Raw genomic sequence first — 21,895 nt, forward strand, 5'->3', positions numbered from 1 at the left:
ACCTATGATTAATCATCAATCTGCATCCCTAAATATCGAAGACATTAGAAATGGTAGAATCAAAGACCTAGTTAATGCTGATTTATCCGGTCTTGACCTGTCGGGGGCTGATCTGGCTGACGCGGACCTTTCCCAAGCCAAGCTAATGGGGGCGAATTTGTCGGGGGCGAATTTGGCTAGGGCGATCGTTAGGGCTAACCTCCGAGGGGCTAATCTTACCGGGGCTAACCTCATACAGGCAGATTTTCGCAATGCTGACCTGCGGGGTGCTATCTTATTAGATACAGACCCACGAGAGGCTACCTTTGCGGGGGCTTTTCTCACGGGGGCGGTATTTGGTAATCTGGATTTAAGTGGTGTTAGTCTCCAATCGGCTGATTTGCGCGGGGTGAGTCTGTCTCGGGCGATTTTGCAGGGCTGCGACCTGAGAAATGCTAACCTTTCGGGAGTGGACTTTTCCCAAGCTGATTTGGAAGAGGCTAACCTGAGTGGCGCAGTCTTGCGAGGGGCGAATTTGCGAGGGGCTAACCTACTTTGTGCCATTGTCGAAAATACACAATGGGGCGGCGCTTGTCTTGATGAGGCTTGTTTAGATGGTACTCCCTTGGAGTCAATTCGCCAAGGCGATCGCCTTTAACCTCACCAAGATATCACTCAAGGTGCGCTACCTAGCCGATAGTCAAAATATAAGCCTCATGGATGCGAATATTGGGAACAGTCAATCGGACTATTTGATTAGTGACCGTAATTTGCTGCCGTTTGACGATCGCTAAATCCTTAACCACCGCTTCCCCACTGTCTGGAATTCGGGAGATAGTCAAATTTAACGGCTGTCCAGGCTGTCCCAAACCAAGCTGCTGAAGATTTCTGAGAGTCAGCGTAACAGTAGCTTGACGGGCGGAAGGACCTTGCTCAAAATAACCAAATAAGACTTGGGCTTGATTTTGACCATTAGACTGACTCGCCAAACCAATCACTCTGGGGTTATTTCCCTGAGTCCTCACCCTAGTGCTAAAGCCATCAGAATAGGCTTTATAGACCCACCAAACCGCCCTAGGTGCAAAAGGTCCCGGCTGCACCAAACCATCAAGACTTTTGTTAAAACAGTTATTTGGACCCCCCCCTTTCGGCTCCCAACAGGCTTTGGCGGCGGCAGAAGCGCCCCCCTGTTCTGTATAATACAAATAGGCTAAATTTTCGGCGGGTCGATATTGGGCAGTCGGTCCAATGATTTCGTTAACATCCAATCGCTGAATTTTCAGACTGCGATAAGCTGGGTTCTGTCGAAAACTCTGGTTAGCATCTCGGATATGGGGTGCGATCGCATTAATAGTTTGATCATTCAGTTCATGCCAAGATAATGAGTTAACCTCAAGATTATTGTCTCGGCAATAGTTTAAAAAAGCCGTCAAAAAACCCTTATCATACTTAGTAATACTCGGCCCACCAATAATCACATCAGGGCCTAACTCTTCCCGTAAAACCCGATAAGCCCTTTTGTAGGTTTCAAAAAACTGTTGTCTGGTTCCATGCCAAAACGGATCGCGCAAATCGGGTTCATTCCAGATATCCCAGAGCATCTTTTTTCCCTTATGTTCTCTAGCCAAATTCCGAACATGGTTTTCCCAGCGAGTATAGTCATCATAGGGCCACCCCCGTGGTCTTCCATATCCCCAAGTATCACTGAGTAACAACTGAAATGTTGCTCCAAATCCAGTTAAGCGGGGATAAAGGTTGAGGCGAGATGTCCGCCACAGTCTGGGTTGCAGGGGTTCAATTAGATGATCTGGCGGTTCATCTTGTTCAACTCCATACAGAAAACCACTCATAGATTGAACGCCTGGTTGAGTGGTGGCAAAATCAATGGTCAAATCCCCTTGAGTTTGAGCGATCGCCGGAATTATGCTCACCCCAACAAATAGCAATCCTCCTGCTATTGCCAATAACACGGAAAGCCATTTAATTCGCCCAATTCGGCGCAAATTAGTTAATTGTTTAATCATTGGTCAATTCTCAGTTAATCTTGATACAGTCATTTCAGTAATCATACAATAGGCTTTAAAAGTGTCTCTCCTCCCGGTTTACTAATTCCCCTGTGGACTGGGGCGGGTTTATTAATATAGTCGTCGGCAGTTGAGTTGACAACGGAACCCGCCCCTACAATTATTGATTATGAATTATCAATTCAATTGTCTCTCCTCTTACCCTGTGGACTGGGGCGGGTTTATTAATATAGTCGTCGGCAGTTGAATTGACAACGGAACCCGCCCCTACAATTATTAATTATTAATTATTAATTATTAATTATTAATTATTGCCTGTTGTTAACTGCTTACCAGGGACTGCTAATCATAGTAAAACCAGCCCAATAATAGGTGGTGAGCAAAATTCGCCATTGTCCGGGGTTTAACCGTATATCAATTATTGAGTTGCGAATCTTCTGAAGTATTATACGCTATTGTCGTAAGATGTCCTGCAAATATACGACTAAATCATGGCTCCGACATTAGAGCTAAGGTCCCCAAATCGCTAATGTTCCAATTTGGATGCCAAGATATAGGTAAAGCGGAAAAGGAGGGTGATAAATTTGTGGGGGCGGGTTCCGCAATTAGTTAAGGTTCCCGACGACAATTTTAATCAACCCGCCCCTATCCACCCTCCTAGGTATCAATCAGGAATCAGCAATTAACCCATGGTGACGAATTCTTCACCGCTGCTGGGATGAATACCCATTGTGTTGTCGAAATCTTTTTTGGTAGCTCCCATATTAACAGCGATCGCAACTCCTTGGATCAGTTCTGCTGAGTCTTTACCCACCATGTGAGCCCCCAAAACGCGATCGGTATTAGTTTCCACGATTAACTTCATTAATACCTTTTCATCAGCCCCGGTCAGACTGTGGAACATGGGTCGGAACACAGCCCGATAGCATTTAATCCCATCACCGAATTTTTCTTGGGCTTGGGCTTCTGTCATGCCTACTGTCGCCGCCTCCGGTTGGGAGAATACCGCTGTAGCGATGTTATCATGGCTGATGGAGCGCGGTAAATGACCAAATTCCGTATCTGCAAAAGCCCGACCTTCGGCGATCGCTACTGGGGTCAGGTTCACGCGGTCTGTGCAGTCTCCCACCGCAAAAATATTAGATTGAGTCGTGCGGCTGTCTTGAGTTACAGCGATCGCCCCTTTAATCGTTTCTACCCCCGCATTTTCCAGGTTTAATCCATCCAGTTTAGGCTGGCGACCTGTCGCACACAACAGAGCATCTACAATCAACGGTTCTGTATCATCACCTGTTAGGGTGAGTTTCAGACCTTCCTCGACTTTTTCGATTTTTTCAATGGTGGTATTGGTGCGGAAATTCACCCCATGCTTGGTCATACCCTCTTGAATATGGTTCCGCAGGTCTTGATCAAATCCCCGCAGGATCAGGTCACGCCGGATAATTTCTGTGACTTGGGAACCTAAACCATTGAGGATACCCGCAAATTCTACCGCAATATAGCCACCACCCCAAACCGCGAACCGTTTTGGTTGTTCCGGCAGCAAAAACATATCATCAGAAATGATACTATGTTCAATGCCGGGAATCTCTGGGCGCACGGCTTTGGCTCCCACTGCCACCAGAATTTTATCGGCGGTAATTTTGCGATCGCCTACTTCTAGTGTATGGGCATCAATAAATTTAGCGTATCCATCAATAAGTTCCACTCCGGCTTTTTCCAAAAAGCTGATATGGAGTTGGCTTAACCGTTTAACTTCCGTATCAACCGCTTGGGTGAGTTTTTGCCAATCAAAGCTACTCTCCACCTCACTCCAGCCATAGCCTACCGCGTCCTTGTATAGGTGGGAAAACTGGGAAGCATAGACCATCAGTTTTTTGGGGACACAACCCCTGATCACACAGGTTCCCCCAACCACTGAATTTTCAGCGATCGCTACTTTCGCCCCATAGGAAGCCGCCCGTTTCGATGAAGCCAACCCCCCTGAACCTGCACCAATCACAAACAAATCATAATCGTATGCCATACAATAATAGCCTCTTGTCTAAAACATCAATTTTCTAAGATGACTTGGATCGCCCAATGACTTCCAATATATTTTACCCCAATCAGTACCCGGCTCCAAATTTGTGGAACTTATTGCCCACCTGACCAGTCCAGACCATGAGAAATCAATTACCATCTAATTCATAATTGATAACTCTTGACGTATAATGGCGGTCATCATCTTTGGCTCAAATTTTGCTGATCGCAGTTGAATTAGTCGTATGATTGGGAAGTAATCATCTGGTTAGCAAGTTACAATATTATGAGAATTTGTCCCCCCAAAACTGTGTCTAAATTTCTGGTGGTGTTCCCACTAATTGGCAGCACCATAACTGCCATGTTTCCGGCGCAAGCGTTGACCCCACAACAGCGCCAGGAATTTCAGACCAATTATCTGCAAGGATGCCGAGCCGGAATGGCGGCTGAGAATATTTCCCCCCAAAGAGGAGAAGCCTTTTGTAATTGTACCTTAGATCGTTTAAGTAAACTGCCAGATGACAAATTATTGGCGCTAAGTAATCTGACAACTCAACAGGAAATTATGGCAAATCGAGATTTTCAAGCAGCTTTTATGCAATGTTCTCCCACCTTGATAAAAGATTGAAGTGAGTTGTTGATTGTCAGGAGGACCAGGGTAGAAGTTGCCCTATCTCTGGCAACCTAGTGGATAATAGAGGTATTTTACTGATATTTTAGGTAGAATTTCCCTGTATAGGAATCCACTGGAGTTATAGAGATAGAAACTATGAGTTTAAGCGTCGCGCCCTATGGCTCCTGGCAATCGGCCATCACTACCGACTTAATTATTAAAGGGGCAGTCGGGTTGGCAAGTCCTGCCTGGGATGGAGATGATATATACTGGATTGAGGGACGACCCTCCGAAGGGGGACGCAATGTGATTGTGCGCCTAACCCCCAAAGGCGATCGCATTGATTGCACTCCGGCCGCTTTTAATGCTCGTACCCGTGTACATGAGTATGGGGGAGGATCTTATACCGTCAGTGAGGGGACGGTATATTTTTCTAATTTTGCTGATGGACGCATTTACCGTCAGGCGATCGCCTCAGTTGCTCAACCCACCGAAATTGTACCCGAACCTATCACCCCAGAAGGAAATTTCCGCTATGCTGATTTGCTCATAGATACCCGCCGGGGACGTTTGATTTGTGTGCGGGAAGACCACAGCCAACCAGGAGAACCCGTTAATACCCTCATTAGCCTTAACCTTAACAACCCTGAAGATATCCAAATCTTAGCCACTGGGGCCGATTTTTACGCCTCCCCTAACCTCAGTCAAGACGGCTCGCGTCTCTGTTGGATTTGCTGGTATCATCCTAATATGCCTTGGGATGGTACAGAATTATGGGTGGCTGAAGTTACCGAAAATGGGACTTTAGACCAACAACAACGGGTGGCAGGGGGAGTCCAAGAGTCAATTTTTCAGCCTCAATGGTCTCCTGATGGAACTCTTTATTTTGTAAGCGATCGCGCTAACTGGTGGAACCTCTACCGGGTTCGTGATCAGAAAATTGAGCCATTATTTCCCCTCCCGGCGGAATTTGGACTACCTCAATGGGTCTTTGGGATGTCTACATTCGGTTTCATCTCCCAACGGCGGCTTTGTTGTGCCTATACTCAAAATGGTATTTGGTCCTTAGCCACTTTAGACCCAGAAACTCAACAATTACGCTCCTTTGATGTTTCCTATACCTACATTTCCTCCGTCAAAGTTCACAACAATAGTATTTTGATGTTGGCATCTTCCGCTACTGAACCGACCGCCTTGGTGCAATTGGATCTCAATGCTGGAGAAATGAATGTCGTGCGATCTTCCACCGAAATAGACCTAGACCCTGGTTATTTATCGGTCCCAGAACCTATTGAGTTTCCTACCGAAAATGGCCAAAGCGCCTACGGCTTCTTTTATCCACCCCAAAATAAAGACTATGTGGCTCCTGATACCGAAAAACCACCTCTCCTAGTCAAAAGCCACGGCGGACCCACGGCGGCGACTTCTAGCAGTCTCAATTTGAAAATTCAGTATTGGACCAGTCGCGGTTTTGCCGTATTGGATGTTAACTATGGTGGTAGTACCGGCTATGGTCGGGAATATCGCCAACGTCTTCAGGGTAACTGGGGAATTGTTGATGTCGCTGACTGTGTTAATGGTGCTAAGTTTCTGGCGGCGCAAGGGTTGGTTGATGGCGATCGCATGGCGATCGCTGGCGGTAGTGCTGGGGGTTATACTACTCTGTGCGCCTTGACTTTTCATGATGTGTTTAAAGCTGGCGCTAGTTACTATGGCGTTAGTGATTTGGAGGCTTTAGCTACCGATACCCATAAATTTGAGTCTCGCTATCTTGATGGCTTGATTGCACCTTACCCAGAAGGTCGGGATTTGTATATAGCCAGGTCGCCTATTCATCATAGCGATCGCCTCAACTGTCCCATTATATTTTTCCAAGGACTCCAGGATAAAGTCGTCCCCCCTAACCAAGCTGAGAAAATGGTGCAAGTCCTCCAAGCTAAAGGCTTAACCGTCGAATATGTCACCTTTGCTGATGAACAACATGGCTTCCGTAAAGCTGATAATATTAAGACAGCCTTAGAGGATGAGTTTCAATTCTATATCCGTGTATTTGGGATTGGTAACTAATAGCTACTCCCAGGGGAATGATTACCGGGGAAATTAATTGATGCTTGATTCTTGATTCTTGATAGTTAGGAATTATCAACTATTTTCCCCATAAAAAACTGCGACATTAACCAAAATATAATCTTCCTTAATTCCTAACCAGAATTAGGGGAGGTTAAACCGATATATGTCGCCATCTGTTTCCCAATTATCTACATTGTCTCGTATACTCTCTAATTACCGGAATCAGCGTAAATAATGTTTGCTGTTCCCGTTGGATATTATCCACTAAAAACCGCTTTTGTAAAGATTGAACCGCCCACAATAAATCCGAACTATTATGGTTAGTATTCTCTAGCAAATCCGCCATAGACACACCGGAATCTGATGCCGATAACCGCCCCATTACCTGTTTTTCCAAATCCGATAATTCCTGCCAAAAATAATCTAATATATGCTTGATTTCTGGCAATACCAAGATAGAGTTATTGGCTAGATATTGCTTCACACTACCACCAAAAAACTCTTTTATTGTCCGGGATACAATTTTCAAAAAGCCGGGATTACCACCATATATATCTATCAATTCTTGCCAATTATCAGCGTCTAACAAACTGGCAGAAGTCAAAATATTATGGGCTGACTCTGACCCCAAGCCAGCTAATGTCAAGCATTTAACCCGATGATTATTATTAGTTAACTCGATTAATTCTTGAGGCAAAATTGAACTATTCATAATCAGACAACTGTTATGGGATAGTTCGCCAATCGTTTTAAAGAATAATCGATAACTTTCGTAACCCCGTTTATAGCCTTCCACCAGGTTATGAGGATTTAAAATCGCCTGCACATCGTCTAAAATGAGCAAGCAGCGATGTTGTCGGAAAGATTCCATGACTAATGATAATTGTTCTGCTAATTGGTGGGATGGGTTTTGAGCTTCTGCGACTGTGGAAGCGTAACTGATGGTCAGGGGTCGGATATCCGGGTTGGGGGGAGGCAAAAATTGGGTTAAATAAGTTAAGATTGAAGATAGGGAAGGTAGGGTGCGTAAACTCCGCCAAATCACACAATCAAAATGGTCTTGAATTTGTGGTAAAAGATGCAGGGCGACTGCGGTTTTACCTATACCACTAAGGCCCAAAATCGAGACTAAATGACTGCGATCTTGTAGTATCCAATTTTTGAGAGTAGCCACTTCTTCTTGGCGATCGCAAAAATAATCCCCATTAGGTATATCAGTGCGATCGATACGCCTGAAGGACTCAGTGTTATATGGTTTAGCCATAGTTTCACCCTGGGGAGGTGGGGAATTTGTTTGAGTGACTGTATCAATGGTAACAAATTCTTCGCTATTGGACAAAGCCGGAAGTTGTAGCCTCTGACAAGTCGATCGCAAATTAGATTTATTGATTTCCTCTCCCGACGCTTGGGAAAGGGTTTTCCATAGCAGACAAGCCACCTTTTTGGCATGGGGTTCGCTACAGTTGTAGCCCGCGGCAATTTCCGAGTATTTTTGATTTTGGTAAGTCCCCTGCAAAATTGCTGTCTCCAGGTCATCTAGGTGTTTTCCTGTTTGGATCAACACTAGACGGTCAGCCCATTCGATAATTTGTTGAACTTCCATAATACTAATAGGTGTTATTACTTATTCAAATTGTCTCATCTTCGCCAGTAGCGATCGGTGATCAGGGGACAAGGGACTCGTAATGAATAACACCGGATCACAGAGAAAAACAGCCTATATATCTGTGATCTGATAACTTCCAACCTGTGACCGAAAACAACTATCTGAGTTGAGGGAGAGACCAGGGACAGGTAACAGACGGCATAGAATCCTTGAGGCTGTCCTATATATAGCAGTTCCCGGACTGATGAGGTACTTTTCAAAGCCCCTCTCCCTTTCTGGGAGAGGGGTTTGGGGTGAGGGCTGTATTTCATAGAGATGAGAAGCGCTATATATGTTATATATTCGGAAAATGTCTAGTAATGGTCTCTTATCTCTGGGAATTTTATACCACTTTTGACAACTTTTGACAACTTAATACTACTTTAGACTACCTTATCCCACTAGCAATCACTCCATCCTACTCAATCAAACTTTATCCGACTTGGGAAACTTTTGCCTACCATTTCGCGACCAGCAAGCTGAGATTTTCCGAAAAAAGTAGATACACAATCCTACTTTTTGCTGCTGACATAAAGAATTTAGTTTGCTATAAATGAAAGTGGGCAAAGTTAAAGGTTAGCTACCAATAACTAATTCGTCCAGATTACATACTGGAATCCTTTATTTTATCAGAGTTCGTCTATGTGTAGGTATGTGTTCACCACCCATGTTAATAAGTTGACCATACCTACCTTTTTGAACTAAAGGGCATCTATCACCTGAATTGGCTATAATTGCTGGCAATGATTAAATATCATCGTCGGGGCTGAGTATGGCAAAAATCACCATATTTGATAGCAATTTGATAGCATATCCTTGGCAAAAAATAGCCTCGCAAATTCTCGCAAAAAAAGAAGCGTAAACCATGAAAATTAGCCAAGAAACTCACCTGAATGATTTAATCCAACAAGTCAAAGACGCTCAAGCCCAATACGCGACTTACAGCCAAGAACAGGTAGACAAAATTTTCCAAGTCGCTGCTTTAGCCGCCAACGCCTCCCGGATTAATCTGGCTCAAATGGCTGTAGAAGAAACCGGAATGGGAGTAGTAGAAGACAAGGTAATCAAAAATCACTTTGCTTCTGAATACATTTACAACAAATACAAAGGCGAAAAGACCTGTGATGTTATCGAGTCTGATCCCCATTATGGCTGGCAAAAAATCGCCGAACCCCTAGGAATTTTAGCGGGAATTGTCCCCACCACTAATCCGACATCTACCGCTATTTTTAAAGCCTTATTAGCCCTGAAAACCCGCAATGGTATTATCTTTTCTCCTCACCCCAGAGCCACAGAATGCACCATTAAAGCTGCCAAAATTATCCTAGATGCGGCGGTAGCTGCTGGCGCACCAGAGGGAATTATTGGATGGATAGATAACCCAACTCTCCAATGGTCTCAACAGTTGATGCAGCATCCTGATATCAGCCTAATTTTAGCAACAGGCGGACCGGGAATGGTGCAGGCTGCTTATTCATCTGGACATCCTAGCATGGGGGTTGGTTCCGGGAATACTCCCGCCATTATTGATGGGACTGCTGACCTGAAAATGGCTGTTTCTTCTATCTTAATTAGCAAAACTTTTGACAATGGTATGATTTGCGCTTCTGAACAAGCAGTGATTGTTCAAGATGAGGTTTATACCAGCGTTAAACAGGAGTTAATCGCCAGGGGTGCATATTTTCTGAAACAGCAGGAAAAAGAAGCCATCCGACAACTGATTCTTCAAGATGAGCGATTAAATCCGGAAATTGTGGGTCAGTCGGTGCAAAAACTAGCAGAAATGGCAGGTATTCAAGTAGAAGAAAATACCAAAGTTCTGATAGGAGAGGTTACAGAAGTTGGGGTTAATGAACCTTTATCTTATGAAAAGCTGTCGCCAATTTTGGCAATGTATCGGGCTAGTAGTTTCCCCGCAGCAGTTGAGACCGCCCAAAAGTTAATTATTTTTGGTGGTAAAGGACATACATCTGTTTTGTATACTCACCCTGGGAATAGCGAACATATTAAATATTTTGAAAATCGTTTGCACACTGGGCGGGTATTAATTAATAGTCCTTCATCTCAGGGGGCTATTGGCGACGTTTACAATTTCCGACTGTCTCCTTCTTTGACTTTAGGATGCGGTAGTTGGGGGGGTAATTCGATTAGCGAAAATGTGGAACCACACCATTTATTAAACATTAAAAATGTCGCGGAACGTCGGGAAAATATGTTGTGGTTCCGAGTGCCGCCCAAGATTTACTTTAAGGGGGGATGTTTACCAGTAGCCCTGGGAGAGTTACGGGGTAAAAAACGGGCTTTTATTGTTACGGACAAACCTCTGTTTGATCTGGGATTAGTTACGCAAGTTACGGAGGTGTTAGACCGGATAAAAGTACCTCATTATGTGTTCTATGATGTGGAACCAGATCCGAAACTTTCTAATATTAATAAAGGGGTGGAACTTATGAATAGTTATCAGCCCGATATGATCATCGCTTTTGGTGGCGGTTCCCCCATGGATGCGGCTAAAATTATGTGGCTGATGTACGAACATCCACAAATTGAGTTTGACGGTTTAGCCACGCGATTTATGGATATTCGGAAGCGGGTTTATGCTTTACCAGAACTAGGAAATAAAGCTATTATGGTGGCAATTCCTACTACTTCTGGGACGGGTTCTGAGGTGACACCTTTTGCTGTGGTTACCGACGATCGCACGGGGATTAAATATCCTCTCGCTGATTATGCCCTGACCCCAAATATGGCGATCGTTGACCCGGAATTAACCTTAAATATGCCGAAAAAACTAACGGCTTATGGTGGCATTGATGCGGTGACTCACGCCTTAGAAGCCTATGTCTCAATTTGTGCGTCACAGTTTACTAATGGACTGGCATTAGAAGCATTAGGGTTACTGTTTAAATACTTGCCTTCTGCTTATCAAAATGGCGCAAAAGACCCGAAGGCGCGTGAACAGGTGCATTATGCTGCCACTATTGCTGGTCTGGCTTTTGCTAATGCTTTTTTAGGTATTTGTCATTCCCTAGCACATAAATTAGGCTCGACTTTCCATTTGCCTCACGGCTTGGCAAATGCTTTAATGATTTCCCATGTAATTCGGTATAATTCTACGGATGTCCCTTTTAAACAGGCGATTTTTCCGCAGTATGAATACCCCCAAGCTAAACAGCGTTATGCAGAAATAGCTGACTACCTCAAATTAGGCGGAAATACCCTTGATGAGAAGGTAGAAAAATTGATAGAAGCTGTGGAATCTCTCAAGCAAAAAATTGAGATTCCACTGACCATTAAACAATCACTAGACATCGAAGAAAAGGAATTTATGAGTAACTTACCTAATTTGGCTAACCAGGCTTTTGATGACCAATGTACTGCTGCTAATCCCCGTTATCCGTTAATTGCTGATTTGCAGAATTTGTACGCTACTGCTTATCATGAACCGGCTGTTAAAAAAGCACCGACTCACCCAGAATCTCAGCCGGAAAATACGGCGCAAACTCAACAAAAACAATATCTGGAAATGATTGACAAGTATTGTCAAGGTGGTGAGTCGGCTATGGCTGTTGGCGACCTGGATAAGGATACATTAATCGGGTTAAATGATGCTTGGTGGAAAACTGGGGTTATGTAATCCCATGTAATCGAGGATATTTCCATCAAATTTACTTGACTTTCGGCTTTTGGCGATCGCTATAACATAGCGATCGCCATTTGGTTGACCTGTTTTGAGTAATCATCACTTGACCAAATTCTCCCCAACTATCTGGCTATTGCTGAAAATGCCACCCGCCCAAAAGTTAAAAAAATGTTAATTTTGACTGGGGTGATTAAAGGGGATTGTACAATAAAAGGCAATGCTAATAATCAGGAAATATTAATATGACTACAGCAACTAAATTTAAGGCTTATGCGGCTTTAAATTCCGGTGAAAAATTGCAACCTTGGGAATATGAACCAGAACCTTTACAGGTTGATGAAGTAGAAATTCGAGTCACTCACAACGGCTTGTGTCATACGGATCTTCACATGAGGGATAATGATTGGAATGTCAGTCAATATCCCCTGGTTCCCGGTCATGAAGTGGTTGGAGAAGTTACAGAAGTTGGGGAAAAAGTGACTTCTCTACATAAAGGCGATCGCATAGGGGTTGGCTGGATTAGAAATTCCTGTAGGTCTTGCGACCATTGCTTACAAGGAGAAGAAAATATCTGTCGCGAGGGCTACACAGGTCTGATTGTAGGTCATCATGGGGGATTTGCTGACCGCCTACGGGTTCCCGCAGATTTTACCTATAAAATACCCGATGCTTTAGACTCCGCCAGCGCCGCCCCCCTATTATGTGCCGGAATTACCGTTTATACCCCCTTGCGGACCTATATAAAACACCCTGGGATGAAAGTTGGGGTGATGGGAATTGGCGGACTCGGACACTTAGCGATTAAGTTTGCTAGGGCTATGGGGGCTGAAGTTACGGCGTTTTCTACTTCTTTAAATAAACAAGAACAAGCTAAGGAATTTGGCGCTCATAACTTCCAACAATGGGGGACGGCTGAAGAAATGAAGGCGATCGCCGGAAGTTTTGATCTAGTGCTTTCTACTATCTCTTCAGAAACTGATTGGGATGCGGCTTTTAGCTTGTTAGCTAATAACGGGGTTTTGTGTTTTGTGGGTATCCCAGTTTCGACTTTAAATATACCCCTAATTCCTTTGATTTTTGGTCAAAAAGCTGTGGTGGGTAGCATTGTCGGCGGTCGGCGGTTTATGGCGGAAATGCTGGAGTTTGCAGCGGTGAATCAGATTAAACCGATGATTGAAACTATGCCATTAAGTCAAATCAATGAAGCTATGGATAAGGTAGCCGCTAATCAAGCCCGCTATCGGATTGTTTTACTAGCTGATTAGCCAATAGTTGCAATCACGGCTAGATTTACCAGGTTATAGCGCCAAGATACTTGCTGAGAATTTTGGTGCTAATTTTTACTGAACATTTGTCGGGTAACTGGTGGCGGATAATTTGGCGATCGCATCAATTATTCCCAGGGAAAAAGCATAACCTTGGGGACAGGGTAATTCATCTGTGGAAAGGGGTAGTGATTCCCCTACCGTTGATAATAATGGCGGTTCTGTGGTGGTTTGGATGCTTTCACAATAGTTAACTCTCGTGATATAATCAGAGGGGGTTTTCCGAAAACTAGGCAGACTAAAAGTTCCCAAATCTGTCGGGTCTTTAGGTTGCCAATTTTGTTGGCGTTGGTTATCCGCATCTGAGATTTTACCCCCCCATAAAACCGCTACATAACCATAACTATCACTTTGGCGAGGAATCGCGGCTATTTGTACTCCATGATTATTAATAACTTGTACCTCAAAATAATGGCTAGGTATGGCAATTAATTGTGAGAGTTGGTCGATAAATTTTCCCGTGTCTAAATAGGCTTCGTTTTGCAGATTAATATAAGTAGATAATGATTGAATTGCCTCTAAATTACTAGGGCGAATAATCGGTTCATTTCGTGAGGTAGTGGGTTCAATTTTTGATGATTGTTGGGTGGTTTTTAACACAGAAAACAGGGCTATAGATGCAGCGATCGCACTCCCAAACCACAAATACCTACTATAGACATTTTTCGCTTTTCGAGGCTGATTGAGGTCTTTTAATGCCGCTGAAGCTGATGTATAACGGTTACTTAGACCTGGCGAAATTAGACCATCTAAAACTTCCGCTAATTGAGAACTAACCGCATTTTCCCCCAGCCAATCTCGCCATACCCAATGATTATCACCATCCACCAAATTAAACGGTGATGTATTCGTTAATAAATAAATACAGGTCACACCTAAACTATACAGGTCACTGGCAAAAACCGCTTTTCCTCGTAATTGTTCTGGGGCGACAAATTCCGCAGTTCCGATGCTAGTTCCCGTTTTAGCCAGGTTAGTTCCCGTGTGGAGTTTACTCGCCCCAAAGTCTACTAAAAAGAGAAGTTTATCGCTTTGTCTACGGATAATATTAGCGGGTTTAACATCCCGATGAATTAGGTTTCTGGCGTGTAGATATTGTAAAATCGGTAAAATTTGATTGAGGATATCTCGGATTTTGCTTTCCCCAAATACCCCCCTTTCCGCTAATTCTTGTTCTAAGGTTTCTCCCGGAATGAACTCTTGGATAATATACTGTTGTTCATCTATGGAAAAATATGCCAAAAATTTGGGAATTTGGGGATGGTTAAGCACCTGTAAACTTTGGGCTTCTCGACGGAAGAGGCGAGAGGATACTTTAGCATCATTAGTCAGAAGGGTGAAAAATTGTTTAATCGCACAGGGAGGGTGATTAGTTTCGCTTTCATCTATACCTAAATAGGTTCTTCCAAACCCCCCAGACCCAATTTCTCTCAATCCTCGATAGCGATCGCCTAACTTTAATGACTGACCGCAGCGTTCACAGGATACAATATCCTTGGGGTTTTCGTGGCGACAGGCGGGATTAAAACAAAGACTCATAGTTTTTCCCTGGGACATAGTTATCCCTTAACTCTAACACAGATCCTAAGACTATGAGATAATCAACTGTTGATGATTATAATGTCCGTCTGATGAATACAAGCGATAAAATCAAACCCGACTGGGCTGGTGGTGATTTCCTCTCCCAATTTGTGAATCTTCTCATCCAAACTAAGCCAATTTTCAACCTCATGAAATATCAGGCTAGGCGGGTGTTAATTAAAACCGCCGAAAAGAAAGGCATTCCCTGGCGAGAAACTTATCAGCAACTCGAAGGGTCTGGCGTAACAGCCTTACTCCCAGAAATCACTGATACCACAGTAGTTTACCCCGACTATTATCAAGTTCCCTTTCATGCTTATGATGAAGGAAATCTTTGCTGGAAAGCTGCTTTTGAGGCGGAGTCTGCTACCTATTCAATGGCTTTGCGAGTATGGCCAAAAGAGGATTTATCATGGCTAACAGCCCAGGAAAGGTTGCGGCACAGTTTTCATCAGGTTTTAGAAAACTATAGCCCTAACCCAGTTCATGATATTTTAGATATAGGTTGTTCCGTGGGAATTTCTACCCAGGCTTTACATAGTTATTATCAACACAGACAAGAAACCTCAATCCGAACAGTAGGCTTAGATTTATCTCCCTATATGTTATCGGTGGCAAAAATGCGGGATACTCAAGGAAAAATTAGTGAGTGGAAACACGCTAACGCTGAGAATACGGGTTTTCCTGATGATTCTTTTGATGTGGTAACTTTGCAATTTGTGATTCATGAATTACCGCGAACAGCCACGCGGAAGATATTTAAAGAAGCCTTACGAATTTTGCGATCGCATGGTGTGTTAGCCATAGTTGATAATAACCCCAAATCCGCCGTCATTCAAAATCTGCCACCCGTGCTATTTACCTTAATGAAAAGTACAGAACCCTGGACGGATGATTACTATACCTTTGATGTAGAAACCGCCTTATCTGAATGTGGATTGAACTATCAAACCACCATCGAAACTGACCCCCGTCATCGAACTATTATTGCCATCAAACCTTGATTTAAAAAATAGGGCGCTATTGCGCCCAAGTGAAAATCGGCGTTTTTCTAGTTAGGACTTATTGCCAAAAACCTGTTTGCGTAAAGCGTTAACTTCCTGTACTAATTCCTGGCGGGTGGAGGCTTTCAGCAAGTAACGGTAGACAAACCAAGCCGCATATCCCATGCCAATCAACTCAAAAGTGGGAGCTACCAAGGGAATATCATTGAGGGCATCAACTACCGCAAATAACACCTTAATTGTGACCACTGCCACCACAATTAACAGGATAGTAACAATAGGTTTTTGATACTCTCCAAAAAACTTGGAAACATAACCTGGTAGTTCCGACAAAAAGACAACTACTTTCTCTTTGATTTCTTCAAATTGTTCTTTATTCGGTCCCTGGTCTGGTGTGGGTGTCATAGTTCCTCCTTCGGGGGAAGCTGTGGTGGGGTTGGCACTTTTGGTAGGTTCTACCATGTTAAATCTCCTTCGACTTAATACAAGATTATCGCTATTGACACTCCCAGCCCTAACAGGACGGGGATTCTTGGGTCTTCGGGGAGCGAACGCTTAACCCCTCACCAAGCATCTTCACCGCGTGTCCCACGGCTGCAAGTCCACGCCTTGAAGTTGAGTTTTTCGGCGAATATCACCCCTACCCTATCACAGAGACGGTCCGCTAGTTTCCAGAAGAAATACCGCCTGGTATTGCAGATCTATTCCTGCAATTGAGTCACTTTCATAGATCACCCTTGCGCCGGGCTAGGTTTCAGGCCCAATTATCCGGTAAACCGCATTTTTCCAGGGTGTCCCTATCCTGCAATAGTTCTTTAGTGGGTCGATCTACTTGAATTTTGCCATCTCCCAAAATTAGCGATCGCTCTGTTACTCGGCTTACCCATTGTAGATCGTGGGAAGCAATCAATAGGACTTCGATAGGTAAATTAACCAAAATTTCCGCTAAGTTACGCCGCCACCACGGGTCTAGCCCATTGGTCGGCTCATCTAAAATCAAAATGGTAGGATTTAGGGCTAGAATGGCTGCTAAGGTGGCTAAACGTTTCTGACCCCCTGATAGTTCATGGACAGACCGATGAGCCAATTTAGCTAAACCAAATTGGGCTAATAATTGATGGGCGATTTCTGAGGCTTGCTCATTACTAACCCCATAATTACAGGGACCGAACATGACATCCTCAAAAATGGTCGGCATAAATAGCTGGTCGTTAGGGTCTTGGAAACCAAAACCTATCTGGCGGCGTATCTGTCGCAGGCTTGACGGTTCTACCAAGGTTCCCTGAATCCAAATCTTGCCACTGTTAGGAGTTTTTAAGCCAATTAGGGTTTCCATCAGTGTACTTTTACCCGTCCCCGTTGGTCCGAGAAGCCCTAGACGTTCTCCTGGGTTCAAGCTAAAGGAAATTTCCCGCCAAATTGGCTTTTCCCCAGCATAGCTAAATGTCAGATTCTCAACTCTTATGCTACAATCAGATTCCCAATGCGATCGCTTCATCAAAACGCCGTCTATCTTCAAGATGGTCTTGGGGAATTCATAATTCACAGCGGAACCCACCCCTACCCAATTATTAATTATAGCCGGGTTTCTACCGCAGAAGTCAAGAAACCCGGTTTCTCAAAGAAACCGGGTTTCTAACCAGTGATTATTCGCCGTGGGGCGGGTTTATTAAGATGGTCGTGGGCAATTCATAATTCACAGCGGAGGCGCGCCCCCACCCAATTATTAATTATAGCCGGGTTTCTACCGCAGAAGTCAAGAAACCCGGTTTCTCAAAGAAACCGGGTTTCTAACCAGTGATTATTCGCCGTGGGGCGGGTTTATTAAGATGGTCGTGGGCAATTCATAATTCACAGCGGAGGCGCGCCCCCACCCAATTATTAATTATAGCCGGGTTTCTACCGCAGAAGTCAAGAAACCCGGTTTCTCAAAGAAACCGGGTTTCTAACCAGTGATTATTCGCCGTGGGGCGGGTTTATTAAGATGGTCGTGGGGAATCCATAATTTACAGCGGAGGCGCGCCCCTACCTAATTATTTATTAGAAGTCAAGAAACCCGGTTTCTCAAAGAAACCGGGTTTCTAACCAGTAATGATTATTCGCCGTGGGGCGGGTTTATTAAGATGGTCGTGGGGAATTCATAATTCACAGCGGAGGCGCGCCCCTACCTAATTATTAATTATAGCCGGGTTTCTACCGCAGAAGTCAAGAAACCCGGTTTCTCAAAGAAACCGGGTTTCTTAAGATGGTCGTCAGCCCTTCATAATTATTAATTATTAATTATTAATTATTAATTATGATTGGATTCCCTCCTGCATAGTTTGCAACCATTGAATCAGACAATCGAGCTGCTTACTAGGAGGTAACGCCCCCAAGCCACGAATCTTTACCTGTTTACGACCGTAGATAAAGCGAGGCTGTAAATGTTCAGGTAAATTCTGCTTTAATAAATTCCAGGCGGGTTCTTCCATAGGTGTTTCTAAAACAATATTCTGCTTAGAATCATCCGGTCTAATGCGAGCAAACCCCAACTTTTTAGCGATTTGTTTTAACTCCATTACCCGGAGTAACTGTTGGGCTGGTGCGGGAATTTTACCATAGCGATCGCTCCAATCTTCCTCAATTCTACTTAACTCTTCCGAATCCTGACAAGATGCCACCGCCCGATAAGCACTCATTTTTTGATCTAAATCTGTGATATAATCTGATGGGATGAATGCCGTCAAAATCAGATCCACCTGAGTATCATCGACCTGGGGAATTTCCTGTCCGCGTACCTCTTGGATAGCTTCCTGTAGCATTTCGGTATATAAATCAAAACCGATCGCATTCATTTGACCCGACTGTTGAGCGCCCAAAATATCCCCAGCGCCGCGAATTTCCAAATCTCGCATCGCCAATTGATAACCAGACCCCAACTGGGTAAACTCCTTAATCGCCCTCAGTCGCTTAACTGCATCTTCTGTTAAAGCCGCCTGTCCGTCACCTTTAACCGGATAAAATAGCCAAGCGTGGGCTTGAACTCCCGCCCTCCCCACACGACCGCGCAACTGATACAATTGTCCTAGCCCGAATTTATGGGCATCCTCGACCAGAATAGTATTAACACGGGGGATATCTAAGCCCGACTCAATAATGGTCGTACAGACGAGAATATCAGCCTCTCCGGCGCTAAAAGTGAGCATGATCGACTCTAACTCTCCAGCTTCCATTTGACCATGAGCGATCGCCAATCTAGCACTAGGGACCATTTCTCTAATCGCCGCCGACTTCTCCTCAATACCCTCAATGCGGGGAACCACATAAAACACCTGTCCTCCCCGATCTAGTTCCTGACAAATCGCCGCCCTAATAGTTTCCTGGTTTAATGGTCCTAAATGGGTTTGAATTGGGCGACGAGAGGGTGGTGGGGTTGTAATTAAACTCATTTCTCGAATACCTGATAACGCCATATACAGCGTCCTGGGAATGGGAGTCGCCGTCAGAGTCAAAACATCCACATGAGTTTTTAGGGCTTTAATTTTCTCTTTTTGATTCACCCCAAACCGCTGTTCTTCATCCACTACCAACAGTCCCAAATCCCGAAATTTAATATGTTTAGATAACACCGAATGCGTACCCACAATAATATCTATTTCTCCGGTCGTTAACTTTTGTTGAATCAACTTTTTTTCACTAGCGCTACGGAAGCGATTAAGCAATCCAATTTCAATGGGATAAGGCGCAAAACGTTCTTTTAGTGTGTGATAATGTTGTTGGGTGAGAATCGTTGTGGGGGCGAGAAATGCCACTTGTTTCCCCGCCGTAACTGCTTTAAAAATCGCCCTAATTGCTACTTCCGTTTTCCCAAAACCGACATCTCCACACACCAGACGATCCATAGGGCGATCGCTTTCCATATCCCGTTTCACATCTTGGCTACATTTCAGTTGGTCGGGAGTCGGTTGATAAGGAAAAGAATCTTCCATTTCCTGCTGCCAAGGTGTATCCTGGGGATAGCTAAATCCAGTTTTTTGGGAACGTTCGGCGTAAAGTTTCAGCAAATCAACCGCCAATTTTTTAATGGACTTACCCACTTTTTCCCGACTTTTTTCCCAGGCTTTACCCGTCAACTTATTGAGTTGGGGAACCTTCGACTCTGACCGCCTTAGACGGGATAAAGTTCCCACCTGATCCGCCGCCACTCTTAGGGTTCCATCTGCATATTGTAACACTAAATAATCGCGGATTTCTTGATTAATAGTCAGGCTTTCCAACTTCACAAATTTACCGATTCCATGTTGGCGGTGAACCACATAATCTCCCGGTTGTAGTCGATTCGGATCTACCTGTTTGGAGGCGGCGCGGCGGCGTTTGCGGATATAACCAGAAGTAGCTAAAGCGTGTTGACCATAAAACTCTCTGTCCGTGATAATAACTAAACGGAAGGTGGGGAGAATAAACCCTTCTAATTCGGCTAGTCCCGTATATTTTAAAGCAATGGGGGTATTACGGATTAATGAGTCTATGGCTGGATAGTCGCGGGGGTTGGGTATAAATTTAGATGGGCAATCATGTTCCGATAACAAAGCCACTGAGCGGCTAGGTTGGGCGGAAATTAGAAAGACTGTAAATTGGCGATCGCGTTGTTGGCGAATCACCTCGGCAATTTTTCCGAATTGGTGGGGAGTCACCGGGACGGGACGACTGGCTAAGTTTATCGATGCCGTGGAAGCCTGAATAAGAGGGGATTTATAATCAGCCAGTTCACTGAGATACAGCCTATCAAAACGATTTTCAACCGTCGCTAGGGACTCCCGGAAGCATTGATGAATTGCCGGAATTTCCACAGATATCCCTTCTGCTGTTACCAGCTTACCTTGTTCATTTTGCCACTGTTCATCGATATGTTCAAACCAGCGATCGCCATGACCTGCACATTGGTCAGGTTCATCAATTACCGCTAAAGTTAATTCCGGTAGATAATCAATTAAAGAAGCTGGCTTGTGATATGCTAATCCTAACAGATGAGATAGTCCGGTTTTCGTCTCCGATATCTGAGCCGATTTGAGAGTTTCTAGGGTCTCCGTAGATAGGGATAAATTCGCTTCGATAATGGGAGCAAAATTCGTCGGCGTGAGAATTAGTTGCTCAACCCGATCAAGCGATCGCTGTGTCACCGGGTCCAGTTCCCTAATTCTTTCTAACTCATCCCCAAACCATTCCAGACGCACCGGAAGTTCTGAAGCCACAGGGAACACATCTACAATATCTCCCCGGCGACTCCACTGCCCCTCAGTTTCCACCACTGCCACCCGTTGATATCCCAACTGGGCGAGTTTTTCGTCTATGGTTTTTCCTTCCCAGGTCATCCCCAACTTCAGGGTTAGACAATAACTCTGGAAGTCGCTCACCGGAGGGAGATGGGGTTGTAAAGACCTCTCTGTAGCTACCACCGCCACCGGGTCTGCTTTCCCTGTGTTTCTTGCCACTAAGTCCGCTAATACCTGCATCTGTCCCCAGACCATCTCTTCGCTATAACTGGGTTCATAGGGGGATGCTTCCGAGGTCGGGTAAAAGTGTACCGTCTGCCACCCCATCACCTCTAGCTGGGCTGACCACCTACCAGCCTCTTCCAAAGTAGCTGTTATCACCAATAGGTTTAACCCCGCTTCCTGGGCTAAAGCTGAAGCCGTCAGTCCTTTGGGAACACGGGGAAGACCGTTAAGGTGAAGAGCTTGCTGTTGGTTCAGTTTAGTCAGAAGTTCAGCCGTCAGAGGCGATCGCCCCAAGGTCCGAACTACAGCAGAAAAGGTCATAAGTTAGCCGACTGACAACAAAATATTTTTATATTCTATAACCTTTGGGCTATTTTGACGGCAACTTCTCTGATTTCCCCCACTTACCCTGATTGCCTATTTATCAACTCCACATCATCCGCCCATTTCCCTTCTGCCTTTTGATTACACTATTATCAAGTATTTCTACTCCCAAACCATGCCCCTCCCTA

Annotated in this window: 13 protein-coding genes; 6 read left to right on the forward strand and 7 right to left on the reverse strand. The window is 44.4% G+C overall.

Annotated elements, in window-relative coordinates; all coding sequences use genetic code 11:
* The first annotated feature begins 4 nt into the window (after positions 1-4).
* A complete protein-coding gene (locus ACTIE0_RS04305) occupies positions 5-637 on the forward strand; it encodes a pentapeptide repeat-containing protein (protein ID WP_006623631.1) in 633 nt (210 codons plus the stop codon).
* Positions 638-668: 31 nt separating this feature from the next.
* Here the strand turns inward: ACTIE0_RS04305 and ACTIE0_RS04310 are convergent, their stop codons facing one another.
* Positions 669-2,003 (reverse strand): GH39 family glycosyl hydrolase, encoded by a 1,335-nt coding sequence (locus ACTIE0_RS04310; protein WP_006669486.1) that lies wholly within the window; start codon positions 2,001-2,003, stop codon positions 669-671.
* A gap of 682 nt (positions 2,004-2,685) precedes the next feature.
* Positions 2,686-4,029 carry a glutathione-disulfide reductase gene (gor, locus tag ACTIE0_RS04315; RefSeq protein WP_006623629.1) on the reverse strand — a complete coding sequence of 448 codons (1,344 nt, stop codon included), beginning with the start codon at positions 4,027-4,029 and terminating at the stop codon, positions 2,686-2,688.
* A 282-nt stretch (positions 4,030-4,311) separates the two neighbouring features.
* Here gor and ACTIE0_RS04320 point away from each other — a divergent pair, with 282 nt between their 5' ends.
* Both ACTIE0_RS04320 and ACTIE0_RS04325 read left to right on the forward strand, forming a co-directional pair.
* Positions 4,312-4,653 carry a hypothetical protein gene (locus tag ACTIE0_RS04320; protein WP_006623628.1) on the forward strand — a complete coding sequence of 114 codons (342 nt, stop codon included), beginning with the start codon at positions 4,312-4,314 and terminating at the stop codon, positions 4,651-4,653.
* A gap of 141 nt (positions 4,654-4,794) precedes the next feature.
* Positions 4,795-6,705 carry a S9 family peptidase gene (locus ACTIE0_RS04325; protein WP_006669487.1) on the forward strand — a complete coding sequence of 637 codons (1,911 nt, stop codon included), beginning with the start codon at positions 4,795-4,797 and terminating at the stop codon, positions 6,703-6,705.
* 187 nt (positions 6,706-6,892) lie between these two features.
* Here ACTIE0_RS04325 and ACTIE0_RS04330 read toward each other — a convergent pair whose 3' ends face one another.
* The gene (locus ACTIE0_RS04330; protein WP_006669488.1) at positions 6,893-8,311 is read right to left on the reverse strand and encodes a helix-turn-helix domain-containing protein; all 1,419 of its coding nucleotides are present in this window, start codon (positions 8,309-8,311) and stop codon (positions 6,893-6,895) included.
* 907 nt (positions 8,312-9,218) lie between these two features.
* On the opposite strand from ACTIE0_RS04330, the gene adhE reads away from it, so the two are divergent.
* A complete protein-coding gene (adhE, locus tag ACTIE0_RS04335; protein ID WP_006669489.1) occupies positions 9,219-11,990 on the forward strand; it encodes a bifunctional acetaldehyde-CoA/alcohol dehydrogenase in 2,772 nt (923 codons plus the stop codon).
* Between the two features lie 248 nt (positions 11,991-12,238).
* The gene (locus ACTIE0_RS04340) at positions 12,239-13,261 is read left to right on the forward strand and encodes an NAD(P)-dependent alcohol dehydrogenase (protein ID WP_006623623.1); all 1,023 of its coding nucleotides are present in this window, start codon (positions 12,239-12,241) and stop codon (positions 13,259-13,261) included.
* Positions 13,262-13,336: 75 nt separating this feature from the next.
* Here ACTIE0_RS04340 and ACTIE0_RS04345 read toward each other — a convergent pair whose 3' ends face one another.
* On the reverse strand, positions 13,337-14,878 hold the full coding sequence (locus tag ACTIE0_RS04345; protein WP_006669490.1) for a serine/threonine-protein kinase: 1,542 nt from the start codon (positions 14,876-14,878) through the stop codon (positions 13,337-13,339).
* Positions 14,879-14,952: 74 nt separating this feature from the next.
* Between ACTIE0_RS04345 and ACTIE0_RS04350 the strand changes: the two genes are divergently transcribed.
* Complete coding sequence (locus ACTIE0_RS04350) at positions 14,953-15,906, forward strand: class I SAM-dependent methyltransferase (protein ID WP_006623621.1); 954 nt, start codon at positions 14,953-14,955, stop codon at positions 15,904-15,906.
* A gap of 51 nt (positions 15,907-15,957) precedes the next feature.
* On the opposite strand, the gene ACTIE0_RS04355 is transcribed toward ACTIE0_RS04350, so the two are convergent.
* The 3 genes from ACTIE0_RS04355 to mfd form a co-directional block, all read right to left on the reverse strand.
* On the reverse strand, positions 15,958-16,368 hold the full coding sequence (locus tag ACTIE0_RS04355) for a CAAD domain-containing protein (RefSeq protein WP_006623620.1): 411 nt from the start codon (positions 16,366-16,368) through the stop codon (positions 15,958-15,960).
* A 292-nt stretch (positions 16,369-16,660) separates the two neighbouring features.
* The gene (locus ACTIE0_RS04360) at positions 16,661-17,404 is read right to left on the reverse strand and encodes an energy-coupling factor ABC transporter ATP-binding protein (RefSeq protein WP_006623619.1); all 744 of its coding nucleotides are present in this window, start codon (positions 17,402-17,404) and stop codon (positions 16,661-16,663) included.
* A gap of 796 nt (positions 17,405-18,200) precedes the next feature.
* Complete coding sequence (mfd, locus tag ACTIE0_RS04365) at positions 18,201-21,704, reverse strand: transcription-repair coupling factor (protein WP_006623618.1); 3,504 nt, start codon at positions 21,702-21,704, stop codon at positions 18,201-18,203.
* Between the last annotated feature and the right edge of the window lie 191 nt (positions 21,705-21,895).

Origin of the sequence: Limnospira sp. (assembly GCF_051859755.1) — a bacterium.
GTDB classification, from domain to species: Bacteria; Cyanobacteriota; Cyanobacteriia; order Cyanobacteriales; family Microcoleaceae; genus Limnospira; species Limnospira fusiformis.